The 15,110-nt window shown below is 29.8% G+C and carries 16 protein-coding genes; 9 read left to right on the top strand and 7 right to left on the bottom strand.

Features of this window, described 5'->3' with window-relative positions:
* Position 1 precedes the first annotated feature (1 nt).
* From H6553_00865 to H6553_00845, 5 genes are all read left to right on the top strand, one after another.
* Positions 2-1,249, top strand: a complete 1,248-nt coding sequence (locus tag H6553_00865; GenBank protein MCB9032368.1) for a DUF1015 domain-containing protein — start codon at positions 2-4, stop codon at positions 1,247-1,249.
* Between the two features lie 18 nt (positions 1,250-1,267).
* Positions 1,268-1,999 carry a PrsW family intramembrane metalloprotease gene (locus H6553_00860; GenBank protein ID MCB9032367.1) on the top strand — a complete coding sequence of 244 codons (732 nt, stop codon included), beginning with the start codon at positions 1,268-1,270 and terminating at the stop codon, positions 1,997-1,999.
* Positions 1,993-2,751, top strand: coding sequence for a TIGR02757 family protein (locus H6553_00855; GenBank protein ID MCB9032366.1), 759 nt, complete (start codon positions 1,993-1,995; stop codon positions 2,749-2,751). Before H6553_00860 ends, H6553_00855 begins: the two co-directional genes overlap by 7 nt.
* A gap of 1 nt (position 2,752) precedes the next feature.
* Positions 2,753-3,079, top strand: a complete 327-nt coding sequence (locus H6553_00850; protein MCB9032365.1) for a hypothetical protein — start codon at positions 2,753-2,755, stop codon at positions 3,077-3,079.
* A gap of 77 nt (positions 3,080-3,156) precedes the next feature.
* Positions 3,157-4,056 carry an exopolyphosphatase gene (locus H6553_00845; protein ID MCB9032364.1) on the top strand — a complete coding sequence of 300 codons (900 nt, stop codon included), beginning with the start codon at positions 3,157-3,159 and terminating at the stop codon, positions 4,054-4,056.
* Positions 4,057-4,063: 7 nt separating this feature from the next.
* Here H6553_00845 and H6553_00840 read toward each other — a convergent pair whose 3' ends face one another.
* From H6553_00840 to recA, 3 genes are all read right to left on the bottom strand, one after another.
* Positions 4,064-4,699, bottom strand: coding sequence for a DUF1801 domain-containing protein (locus H6553_00840; protein MCB9032363.1), 636 nt, complete (start codon positions 4,697-4,699; stop codon positions 4,064-4,066).
* 5 nt (positions 4,700-4,704) lie between these two features.
* Positions 4,705-4,872, bottom strand: coding sequence for a hypothetical protein (locus tag H6553_00835; GenBank protein ID MCB9032362.1), 168 nt, complete (start codon positions 4,870-4,872; stop codon positions 4,705-4,707).
* A gap of 88 nt (positions 4,873-4,960) precedes the next feature.
* Positions 4,961-5,971 carry a recombinase RecA gene (gene recA, locus H6553_00830; protein ID MCB9032361.1) on the bottom strand — a complete coding sequence of 337 codons (1,011 nt, stop codon included), beginning with the start codon at positions 5,969-5,971 and terminating at the stop codon, positions 4,961-4,963.
* A gap of 227 nt (positions 5,972-6,198) precedes the next feature.
* Between recA and H6553_00825 the strand changes: the two genes are divergently transcribed.
* The 3 genes from H6553_00825 (at position 6,199) to H6553_00815 (ending at position 10,140) form a co-directional block, all read left to right on the top strand.
* Positions 6,199-7,626, top strand: a complete 1,428-nt coding sequence (locus tag H6553_00825; GenBank protein ID MCB9032360.1) for an undecaprenyl-phosphate glucose phosphotransferase — start codon at positions 6,199-6,201, stop codon at positions 7,624-7,626.
* Positions 7,616-9,331 (top strand): hypothetical protein, encoded by a 1,716-nt coding sequence (locus H6553_00820; GenBank protein MCB9032359.1) that lies wholly within the window; start codon positions 7,616-7,618, stop codon positions 9,329-9,331. Before H6553_00825 ends, H6553_00820 begins: the two co-directional genes overlap by 11 nt.
* 65 nt (positions 9,332-9,396) lie before the next feature.
* Positions 9,397-10,140, top strand: coding sequence for a PorT family protein (locus H6553_00815; protein MCB9032358.1), 744 nt, complete (start codon positions 9,397-9,399; stop codon positions 10,138-10,140).
* 212 nt (positions 10,141-10,352) lie between these two features.
* Here the strand turns inward: H6553_00815 and H6553_00810 are convergent, their stop codons facing one another.
* The 4 genes from H6553_00810 to H6553_00795 all read right to left on the bottom strand — a co-directional run bounded on the left by H6553_00810 (position 10,353) and on the right by H6553_00795 (position 14,407).
* Entirely contained in the window at positions 10,353-11,612 is a 1,260-nt protein-coding gene (locus tag H6553_00810; protein MCB9032357.1) for an oligosaccharide flippase family protein, read from the bottom strand.
* The gene (locus H6553_00805; protein ID MCB9032356.1) at positions 11,599-12,783 is read right to left on the bottom strand and encodes an aspartate aminotransferase family protein; all 1,185 of its coding nucleotides are present in this window, start codon (positions 12,781-12,783) and stop codon (positions 11,599-11,601) included. Before H6553_00805 ends, H6553_00810 begins: the two co-directional genes overlap by 14 nt.
* A 74-nt stretch (positions 12,784-12,857) precedes the next feature.
* On the bottom strand, positions 12,858-13,451 hold the full coding sequence (locus tag H6553_00800) for a DUF3592 domain-containing protein (protein ID MCB9032355.1): 594 nt from the start codon (positions 13,449-13,451) through the stop codon (positions 12,858-12,860).
* Positions 13,430-14,407, bottom strand: a complete 978-nt coding sequence (locus H6553_00795; GenBank protein MCB9032354.1) for a hypothetical protein — start codon at positions 14,405-14,407, stop codon at positions 13,430-13,432. The genes H6553_00800 and H6553_00795 overlap by 22 nt, the downstream gene beginning before the upstream one ends.
* Before the next feature lie 169 nt (positions 14,408-14,576).
* Here H6553_00795 and H6553_00790 point away from each other — a divergent pair, with 169 nt between their 5' ends.
* Complete coding sequence (locus H6553_00790) at positions 14,577-15,086, top strand: hypothetical protein (protein ID MCB9032353.1); 510 nt, start codon at positions 14,577-14,579, stop codon at positions 15,084-15,086.
* Positions 15,087-15,110 lie beyond the last annotated feature (24 nt).

The following is a 15,110-nucleotide window of genomic DNA, read 5'->3' as shown; positions in this document are numbered from 1 at the left end:
TATGATAAATATTAAACCTTTTAAAGGATTAAGACCTCAAAAAGAACTCGTAGCACAAATTGCTTGTAAACCATATGATGTTTTAAATACCGAAGAAGCTAAAGCAGAAGCAAAAGACAATCCGTATTCTTTTTTAAGAATTTCTAAGCCAGAAATCAATTTTGATAATGGTATAGATATGTATGCCGATGAAGTTTATCAAAAAGGAAAGGCAATTTTTCAATCATTCATAGAGAAAACTTGGCTACAACAAGATGAAAAACCAAGTTATTACATCTATGCACAAACGATGAATGGCAGAAAGCAAATTGGTTTGGTCGCAGCTTCTTCTATTGATGATTATTTTGACGATAAAATAAAAAAACACGAGCTAACATTGCCTAAAAAAGAGAACGACAGAATCAAACACATGAAAACGCAGTTGGCTCAACCTGGAATGGTTTTCTTAACTTATAAATCTGTGGAGGCAATTGATGCATTGATAAATAACTATATTGCTACACACGAAAAAGAAAATGATTTTATAGATAGCCAAGAAGTTCAACATGAATTATGGGTGATTGATGATAGCACTACAATAGAACAATTAACACAATTATTTAAAGAAACCGTTCCTTTATCGTATATTGCCGATGGACATCATCGTTCTGCTGCTTCAGCTAAAGTAGGGCAACTTTTAAGAGAAGAAAATCCAAATCATAATGGAACAGAAAGCTATAACTATTTCTTGTCCTGTCTCTTTCCGAGTAATCAATTACAAATATTAGATTACAATCGCTTAGTAAAAGGTTTAAATGGTTATTCCGTAGAAGATTTTTTACAAAAATTATCAGAAAATTTTGATATTGTTAATAAAGGAACTTTATACAAACCAGAACAAGTACACGAATTTTCTATTTTTATAGGTGGAGCATGGTTTGCATTAAAAGCTAAATCGCACACTTACGATGATGCTGATTCAATTGCTTGTTTAGATGTTACAGTGATGAGTAAATACATCTTAGAACCAATTTTAAATATCACCAACCAAAGAACAGATGATAGAATAGATTTTGTAGGAGGCATTAGAGGTTTACAAACACTACAAGATCAAGTAGAAAATGGCGATTTCCAATTAGCAATAGCACTATATCCAGTAAGTATTGAGCAACTTATGAATATTGCAGACAGTGGAGAAATTATGCCACCAAAATCAACATGGTTCGAACCAAAACTAAAAACAGGTTTAGTAGTTAATTTATTACAATAAATAAATTATATTTACTCAATGAGTTTGTTTTTAATTGCATTAGCTATTTTTCCTGGATTAGCCATTGCGTATTACACCTATAAAAAAGATCTTTACGAAAAAGAACCAATTATATATTTATTTTTCGCTTTCTTACTAGGCGTATTTAGTATCATTCCTACAATGATTGGTTATGGTTTTTTCGACTCTATTTTGCCATTACCAAAAGAAAAAACATTTATACAACATTTTATCTATGCTTTTATAATTGTTGCCATTACAGAAGAAACTGCTAAGTTTATTTTCTTAAGATTTTTCTTTTTTCGTAGAAGAGAATTTGACGAAGCTTATGATGGTATTGTTTACGCAGTATTTATAGGAATGGGTTTTGCTACCTTTGAAAATATCATGTATGTAGCAGAAGGTGGCGTTGCTGTTGGCTTGCTACGCATATTTACGGCAGTTCCTGCACATGCTATTTTTGGTGTAACTATGGGTTTCCATTTAGGATTGGCAAAGTTTGAACAAAATCCAATTATTAGAACTAAATTAATGACTAAAGCATGGTTGTATCCTGTGGCTTTACATGGTGCTTACGATTTTTGTTTAATGCAAAATACCATTCCATTTTTAGGTTTGTTAGCCATGTATGCTTTATATAAAAGTATAAAAGGAGCTAAACAATTGATGCATCAAACTGCCACAAAATCTCCATTTAATCCAAGCAATCAAATAGATAATACTACAGATGAAGAACGAAAAATATGGTAAATCAAACAATAATAGATTTATTAAACTTTTATCATGATAAATACAACAATATTAATTTTATTGATGATGACCCAATAAGTGTTCCACATCGTTTTACAAAGAAACAAGACATAGAAATTGCTGGATTTTTTGCTGCTATTTTAGCTTGGGGAAATCGGAAAACAATTATTAAAAATGCCAATCGTATAATTACGATGATGGACAATCAACCGTATGATTTTATCGTTAATCACACAACAAAGGATTTAAAACCAATGCAAGATCTCGTACATCGTACATTTAATGCAACAGATTTATTATATTTAATTGCTTCATTAAAAGAAATATATATTCAAAACAATAGTTTAGAAAAACTCTTTTCTAATAAAACCATTCAACAAGGATTGATAGATTTTCACAATACTATTTTTTCGTATGAACCAATAAGCGAAAGAACTAGAAAACACATCGCATCACCAATAAAAAAATCTACTTGTAAACGATTAAATATGTATTTGCGATGGATGGTAAGACAAGACAATAATGGTGTTGATTTTGGTATTTGGAAAACTATTGATGCAGCAAATTTGTTATGTCCTTTAGATGTGCATGTAGAAAATTATGCACGACAATTAAATTTAATTGCAAGAAAACAAAAAGATTGGTTGACTGTTGTAGAATTAAGTGATAACTTAAAGCAGATTTGTCCAACAGATCCAATAAAATACGATTATGCTTTGTTTGGCATGGGAATAGAAAAAGTAGTTTTATAAAATGAGCGATGTAATTAAATACAATAATATAGTACAATTATTTAGAGAAGACAGTCAATCGTTTGAAAACGATGAAGCATTAAAAAAATGGTTAAGTAGTGAAATTAACGACTTAATCAATACCGATTTTGAAAAGTTACTCAGCATTTTATATAGAATAGATGTTGCCGAAAACAAAGTAAGACAAATGTTGTTAGAGGAAACCGAAAGCAATGCAGGAGATATTATAGCAGACTTACTAATAGCAAGAGAAAAACAAAAAGTAAAAACCAGAGCAATGTTTAAACAAACCAATTTAACACCAAACGATGATTGTGAAAAGTGGTAGAAAATAATATCTGTTTTATACACATATAAAAATGAATTCTTAAAAATTGCTTATTTTTGTAGTAAAATAAAAACACTATGAAATTTGGAGCAATTGACATAGGTTCTAATGCAGTAAGATTAATATTTATTAATGTAATACAAACAGAAAACGGTCCAGTTTTTATTAAAGATGCCATGTATAGAGTAGCACTTCGTTTAGGCGAAGAATCTTTTCAATATGGTTTTTTTACTAAAAAGAAAATGCAACAAATTGTAACCACCATGCAAGCATATCAGCATTTAATTAATGTGCATCAACCAGTAAGTATAATGGCTTGTGCTACTTCTGCTATGCGAGATGCATCAAACAACAAAGAAGTAGTTGCTTTGGTAAAAGCTAAAACAGGTATTAATATTGAAGTGATAAGCGGACAAAAAGAAGCTTCTTTAGTACTACACAATCATGTAGAAAAATTTGGACTTAATGAAAACAAAAACTATTTGTACATAGATGTTGGTGGAGGAAGCACAGAGTTAGTTTTAATAAGCAGAGGAAAAACAATTACCAAAAAATCTTTTAATATCGGTACAATACGATTAAATGTAGAAGATGTTAAAACTAAAGATTGGAACAATTTACAAAATTGGTTAAAATCTATAAAAAAAGAGTATAATAAAATAAAAGGCATAGGTGTTGGCGGAAATATAAATGCAGTACTCAATACTTTTACAAATGCCATTGAAAAAAAGGTGTCTTACGAAACAGTCAAATCTTCTTATAAAACATTGAGTAAAATGTCGCAAGAAGAAAAAATGGCAACTTATAATTTTAAACCAGACAGAGCAGATGTAATTGTACCTGCACTACAAATTTTTAAATTCATTATGAAAGAACTCAACATTAAAAACCTAATTGTACCAAAAGTAGGTCTAGGCGATGGAATGGTACACTTACTGTATGATGACTATAAGAAAAACCGAAAACACAATAAATAGTATATACTTACTTACAATTTTTATATTGGTCGTGTAGTCCTTCATTATTAAGTATTTTTTCTATACTTTTTTCTATTCTAGCAACTTTGGTTTTACTTTGCTTGGGTTCGTTAAAGTACAATAAGTATCCTCTTTGTTTTCCTGGTGTTAATGCATAAAAAGCAGTTTCTAGTTTTTTATCTACTTTAAACATTTCTGCTAATTCTACTGGAATATTTTCTTTTGTTTTTTTAAACTCAACTTGTTGTCCGTTTTTTTCTAAAGCAATTGCTTCATTAATATATGCTTTAATCGTTGCTCGTATTTTAAGAATTTCATCTACAGTAGTAACTTTTAAAAGTCTATTGGCTTGAGTGTTTTCGCCAGCTTTTACCAACAACTTTTTTGAATCTTTTAAAAGCACTCCTTTAAAAAAACTAATGGAACAAAAGTTTTTAAAGGCAGCAATACACAATACATTTTTTCCTTTGTAAGTATAACAAGGAATACTCCATTTTATAGTTTCTGTTAATTCTGTTTCTAGTGCTATGGCTCTTAACAACTTTAACTCTTCTGTCCAAGTATGTACTTTACAATCTGGCGTTCCTCCAAGTTTACATCTAAAACAACCTTTTTCTAAATATTCATCAACAGAAGCTATCATTTAATTTAGATATTTGTAATGATAAACAAACAAAGCAGTGCAATTAAAGACATTGCTAATCCTACACCTAAAATAATTGGAATAGCTTTATTTCTTGGTTGTTGGTCTCTTTTTATATAAAACCAAATTAATAAACTTACCACACCTACAGGATAAGCAATAACTAATGCCATTAAATAAAACCAAACAAGACCAAAAATTGCGAACCATATAGCACACAAAATGGCTATCCAAAATAAAATATTGTTTATGCTCGTTTTACTAAGCATTATCTTTTAATCGCTCCACTATTTTAGCTTCTATTTCTTCTTTCAATTCAGGATTGTCTAATAGTATTTGCTTAACGGTGTCTTTGCCTTGACCTAATTTCTGATCATCATAGCTAAACCAAGAACCACTTTTTTGTACAATACCTAAATCTGCACCTATGTCAATTACTTCTGCTTCTCTAGAAATACCTTTTCCGAAGAAAATATCAAATTCTGCTGTTCTAAAAGGTGGTGCTAATTTATTTTTTACTACTTTAACTCTTGTATTATTACCAATTACATTGCTTTCTTTATCTTTTATAGCACCAATTCTTCTTATATCTAAACGAATAGAAGCATAAAATTTCAAGGCATTTCCACCAGTAGTCGTTTCTGGATTGCCAAACATTACACCAATTTTTTCTCTTAATTGATTGATGAAAATACAACAACAACTGGTTTTACTAATTGATGCTGTTAACTTTCTCATAGCTTGAGACATTAATCGTGCATGTAAACCCATTTTACTGTCGCCCATTTCTCCTTCTATTTCACTTCTTGGAGTAAGTGCCGCCACAGAATCGACAACTAATAAGTCAATAGCAGCAGAACGAATTAACTGCTCTGCAATTTCTAGTGCTTGCTCACCATCATCTGGTTGAGTGATGTATAAATTATCTGTATCTACGCCTAATGATTCTGCATATTTTTTATCAAAAGCATGCTCTGCATCAATAAAAGCACAAATACCTCCTTGTTTTTGAGCTTCTGCAATAGCATGTATTGCAATTGTTGTTTTACCAGAAGATTCTGGACCATATATTTCTACAATTCTACCTCTTGGTAGTCCACCAATGCCTAATGCTAAGTCTAATCCTAATGAACCAGTAGAAATTACTTCTGCTTCAATAACATTGCTATCGCCTAATTTCATTACTGTTCCTTTGCCAAATTGTTTGTCTAGCTTGTCTAATGTAAGTTGTAGTGCTTTTAATTTATTCTCGTTGTTTTCTTTCGCTGCCATTTTTGTATTTTTTATCGTTGAACAAAGTTATATTTATTTAGACGCATATTCTTAAGTTTTTCCATAAAATTTATGTAGAAATGCATAATTTTTTGTTTCTTGCTTAATCAAATATTAAAGTTGAATATTAATTAACTTAATTTTTAGATAAAAATTTTAAAAAAACAATAAAATCTTGCAACTTTGTGGGCTATTCTTACAACTATATTATGTAAACATTACCTAAAATGAAGAGTCGTGTAAAAAAATACACTAGCATCTATATCCTAGTAAACACCATTGGCGATATGCTTATTCTCAACTTTGGCTATGCTATTGGTATTTTGTTGAGTTTAAATTCTGAGTATAAAACAATTTTAGATCCAAAATATTTTACTTTTTGGCTGTTTTTAAATGTCAATTACTTAATTGCAGCCCATTTTTCTAATACATTTAACATTTTTAGAAATACTAAGTTCTATGATTTAGTTGGTGCTTTATTCAAGCTATTTATTATTCAAATTTTATTGAACTTTGCTTATATCGTAACCTTTAAAGACTTTTTTGCTACTTTTAAATTATCTAGACAAGTAATTTTTATTAACTTTTTAATTGCAGTTCCGCTAACTACTTTTTGGCGATTTGGCTTTATTAAAATTGCTAGATTTTATAGAGCAAGAGGTCATAATAATAGAAACTTGATGATACTTGGTGCTTCTGAAAGTGCTCAGCGATTTAGAGAAATGCTAGAACATCGTTTAGAATTTGGTTATGCTTTTTTTGGTTATTTTGATGATAATCCAAAACAATATCCAAACTATGTACAAAAAGAAATTAAAGGCAACCTAGAAGATGCTAAAGTATACATTCAAAGAAATATGGTAGAAGAATTGTTTATTGCCATTCCTAAAGATGAAAATCATACGATTCAAGAATTTATTGAGTTGGCAGAAGACAATTTAACCAGAGTTAAAATTATTCCAGACTTTAGTGGTTATTTACCTACTTCTTTTAATAAAGTAGATATTGATTACTATGGAAGTGTTCCTGTTTTAACCATTAGAGAAGAACCATTAGAAAGCTTTATCAATCAAATTATAAAAAGAGTATTTGATATTGTTTTTTCTATTTCGTTTTTATTCGTTTTTACACTTTTTATTTTTCCGATAGTTGCTTTATTGATTAAGTTAGGTTCTAAAGGACCAGTTTTATTTAAACAAAAACGGTCTGGCGTAAGAAATCAAGCATTTACAGTATATAAGTTTAGAACAATGTATGTTAATGATGAGTCAGATACTAAACAAGCAACTAAAGGCGATTCTAGAGTTACACCAATAGGTAAAATTCTTAGAAAATATAATATAGACGAAATGCCACAATTCTATAATGTATTATTAGGAGACATGTCTATTGTAGGACCAAGACCACATATGTTGAAACATACCGAAGAATACTCAAAAATAGTAGATAAGTTTATGGTGCGTCATTTAATTAAACCAGGAATTACAGGATTGGCACAAGTGAGTGGATATAGAGGCGAAACCAAAGACCCAAAAGACATGGAAAATAGAGTATTGAAAGATGTAGAATATTTAGAATCTTGGTCGTTAAAATTAGATATAGAGATTATTTTTAAAACTATATTTAGTACCTTTGGTGATAAAAATGCATATTAACAAGTCTTTTTTATTATTCCTTTTTGCCTTTGGTCTCTCTTTCTTCTTACAAGCTCAGCAAGAACAGCTTTACCTTAATAAAGACAAAGTATTAACTTATGAAAAGCAGTTAAATGGTTTTGATAAAGCTAGTTTTCACTCTGCTATAAAACCTTATAGTGCAGCAGAAGTCTATCAGTTTGTCTATCCAGATACAGCAATACAGTATACGCGTTTAAAAAAATCAGACTGGTTTTCTAAAATGATAAATGATATTGGTTACGAAGATATTTTGGCTTTTGATGAACATGGCTTTGTTAAATATTGGAGACCAACAGAAGTAGAAGAAGGCGTTACTTATGATGGTGTAGTTACAGACACTGGCTATGTAAACAGAAAATTTTATATTGCTATCAATCCAATTGTAAATATAGGTTTTGGCTATGACTTTTTAGGAAAAAATACCATTTACACAAGAACTATCGGTGGAGAAATTAAAGCAAACATAGGTAAAAAAGTGTCGCTATATACTGCTTTTACCAATACAGTTGCTAAATTTCCAGGATATGTTCATGTATACAATCTTCAAACAATTGCAATTCCAGGCGAAGCAAGGTCTCGTCCTACCACAAACGGAACGCTAGATTTTTCTTCTGCAATTGCTTACATTAACTATGCACCAATAAAGCAACTTAATTTTGAAATAGGTCAAGGCAAACACTTTATTGGCGATGGTTATCGTTCCTTATTGTTATCAGACAATGCTTATAACTCTCCATATGCAAAACTTAGCACTAACTTTTGGCGAATAAAATATACGGTAATTTATGCAGAACATCTTAACACAATAAGAAGAGGTACTGACTTTACATTAGGTTATCCAAAAAAATTAGCAAGTTATAATTATCTAAGTATAGATGCTGCAAAATGGCTACAATTAGGTGTTTTTGAAGGCATTATGTGGAAAAGAACTACAGCAGATGGAAACACTTTTTTCGATTATAATTACTTAAATCCAATAATAGGTGTTCGTGCTTTTCAAAAGAAATTAGACGAGCATACCAATAAAATATATGGTTTTAACGGAAAAGTAACGCTTCCAAAGTACAATGTATTATACGGTCAGTTGGCGATAAATAGTTGGGGAAAATCAAATAGTGTAGACAAGAGATTGGGCTATCAAGTTGGCTGGAAATATTTTGATGTAGGCAATGTCGCAAACTTAAACTTACAGTTAGAATTTAATAGTGTACGACCGTATATGTATCAAGGAAAAGACAGCACACTTTCTTATTCGCATTACAATCAATCGCTTGCACATCCAATGGGTGCAAATTTTAATGAGTTTTTGGCAAACATAAGCTATCAATGGAAAAGAGTGTATGCTAAATACAAAATGAGTTTTACCAAAGCAGGTTACGATTTAGTAGACAATACTCCAGATGATAATAACTATGGTGCAAACATATTAAAATCGTATACACAAGCCAGCAATCCAAATGATGTAAGCAAGTTTAATGGCGATCGTTACTCTATTTTTGATAATGAAGTTAGAGTAGGTTATATTTTAAATCCGAAAATAAACTTAGTAGTAGAAGCCAAACTACAATTAAGAAGTTACAAATTCAACAATCCATTATTTGACAGTTTTAAGAACAATTCTTTCGGATTTTCATTAAGCACCAACATCTTTAATAAGTATTACGATTTACCAATAATATATTAAACTTTCTAAATTTCTTTTACACTATACTTAAATTACTTACTTTTGTTCTTTTAAAGTAAAACACTATGTATAAATATCTTTTATCAATTGTATTCGTTGTATTAGTAAGCTTTTCTTTTGCTCAAGAAACAGTAGAAACAGAAACAACCAAAGGCATTTCGCCAGAAGTAAAAGAAAAAGTAAATAAAGCAAAAGATAGAATATTGCTAGAGTTTACATTAAATCAATTAACCAACAAACCAAAAGACTTTAAACTAAGTGCTTTATCAAGAGGATTTAATGCTTATTTTTTATACGATGTAGTATTAGGAAAATCGCAGTTTAGTATAGCACCAGGTGCAGGAATTGGCACAGAGAACTATTATCACAAAAAAAATGGAATTGCTTGGTCTAGCAATACACAATTGTATGATTCAATTACTAGTTTTCCTAGATTAAACGACTCTATCAATGTGAAAAAATCTAAGTTAGGATTAACTTATTTCGATATTCCTATTGAATTTAGATATCGTTCTAAGCCAAACAAAAAAGGAGCTTCTTGGAAAGTAGCAGCAGGTTTTAAAGTTGGCTTTTTACTAGGAAGCAAATGGAAATACAAAGGAGAAGACTTAAACACAGGAACTGGCGAAGTTAAATTTAAAGAGTTTAAAGTAGACAACATGAACAAAATTAGATACGGTACTTATCTAAGATTTGGTTATGGCTTAATCAATGTATTTGCCAATTACTCTATTTCTTCTTTATTTGAAACAGACAAAGGACCACAAATGCATCCAATAACATTTGGTATTGCCATAACTGGGTTGTAATACGCTGTTGTTCTTTTTTCATTCTTACGAAAAAAAAGAATTCGTTATTAGTAGGTTGAATTTAAACCTAATTCTAATTAATGTAAATGAGTTATGAATCAATAACTAAGCAAGTTAGTTTCTTTATATGCTAATCAATCTATATTTTTTGTAATTTATAAGTTTGAGATAATCTGTGTTTAAACTCACAAATTTGGTAAGGACGACAACTTTTAATTCTTATGTTTAAAATACGACCATAAATAAATTACTAGTACAAAAAACTGTGTAATAACCGTAGCAAAACTTGCACCAACTGCACCATAATTTGGAATATAGATATAGTTCAACACAATATTTAAAAGTGTTGCTATAAATAATGTTGGCAACATCATCTTAAAATTTTCTCTTGCAGTATGATAAGTTCCAAAAATATATAATAATCCAATAGGTAAAATATTGATGATTAAAATTGATAAAACATTTGACGAATACACTAAATCGGAATTATGATAAAGCAATTGAACAATATTCGTAGCATACATTCTTGTAATAAAAATGACTATAGCTGTAAATAAAATCATAGCAAGAGACAGTTGTAATACAACTTTATGATTAGTTTTTTTATTATTGATATTTTTAGCAAAGAATGGCAACAAAATTATAGCAATGAGATAAGCAAAATTGTTAAATGCATCTATTAGTCGATAGCTTTGAGCATAAATTCCAGCATCATAATCTGATTGCATTTGTTGTAGCATTACACTATCTATTCTGTAGTAAATACTCATTAAAAAAAACACAAAAACATAAGGCAACAATTGTTTTAGTATTGGTTTGATTTGATAAATATCTATAAATAATATTTTTTCTTTTCTATATTGATTAATTACGATGATACTTACCAATAATGTAATAGTATAAGCAATGGTTTGTGCTACTACAAAACTATTGATAGATAATGGAATTTTTATTATAGGAAACCACAATAGCATTCCTACAAAAAAAATCATGAGTAATTTATCTAAAACAGAAAGTAAGCTGTCTTTAAAAAAATGTTGATTAGCACTTACATTACTTCTAAAATAAATAATAAAAGACAATAGAATTTGATTAATTAATATCCAATAAAATATTTTTTGATGAGTATAATGTAATGGCAATGCAATGATAAAACTTACTACGAAAAAAAGTATAGCTGTAATTAATTTGATAGATAATAATTGTGGTAACAGATTGTCGATTGTTTTTTCACCTTTGGCAATTTTTACTACATTATAGTTTTGTATGCCTAAATCTAACAGAAACTGAAACAGATAAGAAAAGTTGAGTATCGCAAAATAAGTTCCGTAAACAGTTTCGCCTAATTGATTTTGAACAGTTCTGTCAATACCAAAAATCCAGAATGGTTTTACTAATAAATTAACGAATAGTAAAAAAATAATATTCCAAATAATATTTTTATTGTTGATATTTTTTTTAATCCAATTCATTTAATCCAGCTAAAAGTATAGTACAAGCTTGTTTAATTTCGTCTTCTGTAATAATTAATGGTGGAGCAATGCGTAGGCAATTATCGGCAAATAAAAACCAATCGGTAACCAAACCATTATTTAAACCATATTGAATTACTTGTTGTACTGCTTCAAAATTGTTTAAATGTACTGCCATCATCAAACCACAATGTGTAATTTTTTGTATTTGATAATGCTGTAACAATTCTAGAAATAACTTATTTTTATTATCAACAGATTGATATAATTTTTCTTCTACAATAACTTTTAAACTAGCCAAAGCAGCAGCACAACAGACTGCATTTCCACCAAAAGTTGTAATGTGTCCCAACACTGGATTATTGGTAAAACTATCCATTAGTTTTTTATTAGCAATAAAACAACCAATAGGCATTCCTCCACCCAATCCTTTTGCCAACAATAAAATATCTGGAACAACGCCAATTGCATCTAAGCGAAACATACTACCAGTTCTACCACAACCTGTTTGTATTTCATCAAAAACCAAAAGTGTACCTGTTTCGTTACATTTATTTCGTAGTGCATTTATCCATGCAGTATCACCAACAATTACACCAGCTTCTGCTTGAACCAACTCTATAAAAACTGCTGCTGTTTTTGTAGTGATTTTATCAATATCCTTAAAATTATTATATGTAATTTGATTGCAATCTGGAACTAATGGTCGGAATGCTTGTTTAAAATATTCATCGCCTAAAATACTCAATGCACCTTGAGTACTTCCGTGATACGATTTGTAGCAAGAAATGATTTCTGTTTTGCCAGTGTATCGTTTGGCTAATTTCATAGCACCTTCGGTAGCTTCTGCTCCACTATTGGTAAAATAAACACTGTTTAATGAGTTTGGTAGTAAGTCGCAAATGTACTTAGCTAATTGCACTTGTGGACTCATAATCATTTCGCCATAAACGAGTGTATGCATATACGACGCTGCTTGTTCTTGTATCGCTTGAACCACTTTTGGATGACAATGACCAACATTGCTTACGGAAATACCAGCAATTAAATCGAGGTATGCTTTATTGTTTTCATCGTAGAGATAAACACCTTGTGCTTTGCTAATTTGTAAAGCCAGCGGATTTGGTGATGTTGGTGCAATGTGTTGTAAAAAAAGCTGTCGTAAATTCATTGTTGCAAAGATAGAGGATTTAGATATCTCTTTATGAATAGAATTATATTATTAGATTTTTTGTTGTTTATTATTTATATCTTATAACCCAGCCAATAAAAAACACTTATAATCAATGCTATGATTCCCAAAATACTAAATAAATACATTAAAAAATTATAATTTGTAAGCAGATATTTTCCATTTGACTGAACAAGGACTGCAAGTTCAGGATTGTCTGGAAGATACTTTAAAGTAACATAGTCATTTAACTTATATTTTTCACGATCAAAACGACTAATAGGTACATCAAATGTAAAGTATTGATGTGTTTGAGTTGGTGTTGTTTTCAATACACTTGAATCTGTATCATTAAGCATGTCTTCAAATGAAACCTGAAATCTATTTACTGTATCTTTTTCGTGATAGGCAATCTGCATCCAATAATCTGTTTTATTATAAATGGTTGGTTTTCCTCCAGGATGCTGTACGCTTCTTGTTGGACGATTGGTGAAACCTATAATCTGTCCTTTAACCGTGATGCCTTTTTGGTCTAATGCTTTTTTAAATATTTGTGTTTTTTTGTTTTTAGTCCAACTACGATAAGCTATAGATAGCAAGAATATAGCTCCTAAAAATAAAAAGATAGAAAAAAGTTTTGTGAATTTCATTGCTGGTAATTTTTCCATTTCTGAATAGTTTCTTTAATTCGATTTTTTAGTCTAGGTGGTCGATGAAGAATAAAAGGTTGTTGTTGTTTAAATGATTGATTTGATAAAAGTTCCATATTGCCGAAAAAAAGCGTGATATAATGTTTCTCTCTTTGCCATTTTTCTATATAATTCATATGTTGAAGTACGCTAGCTTGTTGCTCTTCGGAATAAGTCAGTAATCTTTCAAAATGGACAACAATTGGAATGATAATAAAATATTGTTCGTGTATAATGGATAACATATTTTCAGCAATCTTGGTAGTGTATGGATCGCAATTCCAATGTCGATGTTCAAACAATTCAGTTTTGGCTTTAGATTGCTCTATTAAGGAAGTTGTTAATGGACGATCAGTAAAGAAAACAGCAAAAATTTCGTCTTTATGATTGAATGTATATTGATAATCTGATAGTTGAGCTGTGCTAGGATTTATATTTCCTTTATTCGTATACATTACTTCAAACAAATGATTTTGGTGTACTGAAGACCATTGCTTATTTTTCCTAGCAACTTTGTGCATTTCTTCTATTTGAGTTAGCTTCTCTTCACCATACTCAATTATTTGTGCTAGTATTTTCTCTTCTGGAAATAAATATTTTTGAACGGTTTTAATGTCATCAATTACATGACTGATTACATATTGTCCAGAAAAAGGATGTTGACTATTTCCAGTAACACGCTCTAGGTTTTCATACCATTGATCTATTCGATGCTTAAAATCTTCGTAAATAGTACTAGCATGCAAACATTTTTGAATGCGTTTTTTTACATCATCAAAACTAGCATTATTCCAAATCTCTTGGTGTATGTTAGTCACTATTTGACTATAGTCTACATACTCTATAATGCACTTATGACTAGAACGATATTGAAAAAAATCCCAAGTTTTATAGATAAATCGTCTTGCTTGTCTATCAACCTCTTTGTCAATCATTATGTCTAATTCATTAAAATTACTTATCTTAGAACCTGTGCTTGAATATACTTAAAATTAAACAATAATGAAAGTCTAGCTAGTGCGTATATTTTTAAGAGAAGCCATATATCGTTTTTTTCTATTTATAGTGGTGTCTAGTTGCTGTTTACTTTCATGCAATCAATCTATGAAGCATAGCAAAGAAGATACTATAAATTTAAATGAAATAGAATACAACTTTTATACTCCTAGTGTAAAAACTATTTATCAATATGCTCTTAATAACACATCAGAGAAAGATAGAGAAGCATTACAAATAGCTGTAACAAAAACATTACTTTATTTGTCAGAAACAAATCCTAGTTATTTGTTTTGGAAAACGCATGCTACAAATTTAGATGAAGTGATTATTATGAATCAAGATAAAAATAAAGCACTTGTATTTATAACAACCATTAAAGCTACAAAACATGGTACATCAAAAATGGTGGCAGCTAGTAAACAAGAAGATGGCTCTTGGTTAGTATCTACTAAAGGACTACCTAATTTTACCTATGAATACGATGAAAAGCAACGAAAAGGACAGCTTTTTACTGAGCGTGAGATTTTGTTTCACAATCTTCAAAAACTAGCAGATGATGGTCTTGTTTTATTTGAACAAGTCAATCAAGAGTATATTAATACTAAGTGGTTTTAAAATATGAATATATAAAAACATATT

The organism is Chitinophagales bacterium, assembly GCA_020636535.1.
Taxonomy (GTDB): domain Bacteria; phylum Bacteroidota; class Bacteroidia; order Chitinophagales; family JADIYW01; genus JADJSS01.
This window is presented reverse-complemented; position numbering and strand designations above follow the sequence as displayed.

Coding starts and splice junctions, on each gene's coding strand:
- H6553_00865 (MCB9032368.1), top strand. CDS start 2: ATGATAAATATTAAACCTTTTAAAGGATTAAGACCTCAAAAAGAACTC.
- H6553_00860 (MCB9032367.1), top strand. CDS start 1,268: ATGAGTTTGTTTTTAATTGCATTAGCTATTTTTCCTGGATTAGCCATT.
- H6553_00855 (MCB9032366.1), top strand. CDS start 1,993: ATGGTAAATCAAACAATAATAGATTTATTAAACTTTTATCATGATAAA.
- H6553_00850 (MCB9032365.1), top strand. CDS start 2,753: ATGAGCGATGTAATTAAATACAATAATATAGTACAATTATTTAGAGAA.
- H6553_00845 (MCB9032364.1), top strand. CDS start 3,157: ATGAAATTTGGAGCAATTGACATAGGTTCTAATGCAGTAAGATTAATA.
- H6553_00840 (MCB9032363.1), bottom strand. CDS start 4,699: ATGATAGCTTCTGTTGATGAATATTTAGAAAAAGGTTGTTTTAGATGT.
- H6553_00835 (MCB9032362.1), bottom strand. CDS start 4,872: ATGGCATTAGTTATTGCTTATCCTGTAGGTGTGGTAAGTTTATTAATT.
- recA (MCB9032361.1), bottom strand. CDS start 5,971: ATGGCAGCGAAAGAAAACAACGAGAATAAATTAAAAGCACTACAACTT.
- H6553_00825 (MCB9032360.1), top strand. CDS start 6,199: ATGAAGAGTCGTGTAAAAAAATACACTAGCATCTATATCCTAGTAAAC.
- H6553_00820 (MCB9032359.1), top strand. CDS start 7,616: ATGCATATTAACAAGTCTTTTTTATTATTCCTTTTTGCCTTTGGTCTC.
- H6553_00815 (MCB9032358.1), top strand. CDS start 9,397: ATGTATAAATATCTTTTATCAATTGTATTCGTTGTATTAGTAAGCTTT.
- H6553_00810 (MCB9032357.1), bottom strand. CDS start 11,612: ATGAATTGGATTAAAAAAAATATCAACAATAAAAATATTATTTGGAAT.
- H6553_00805 (MCB9032356.1), bottom strand. CDS start 12,783: ATGAATTTACGACAGCTTTTTTTACAACACATTGCACCAACATCACCA.
- H6553_00800 (MCB9032355.1), bottom strand. CDS start 13,451: ATGGAAAAATTACCAGCAATGAAATTCACAAAACTTTTTTCTATCTTT.
- H6553_00795 (MCB9032354.1), bottom strand. CDS start 14,407: ATGATTGACAAAGAGGTTGATAGACAAGCAAGACGATTTATCTATAAA.
- H6553_00790 (MCB9032353.1), top strand. CDS start 14,577: ATGAAGCATAGCAAAGAAGATACTATAAATTTAAATGAAATAGAATAC.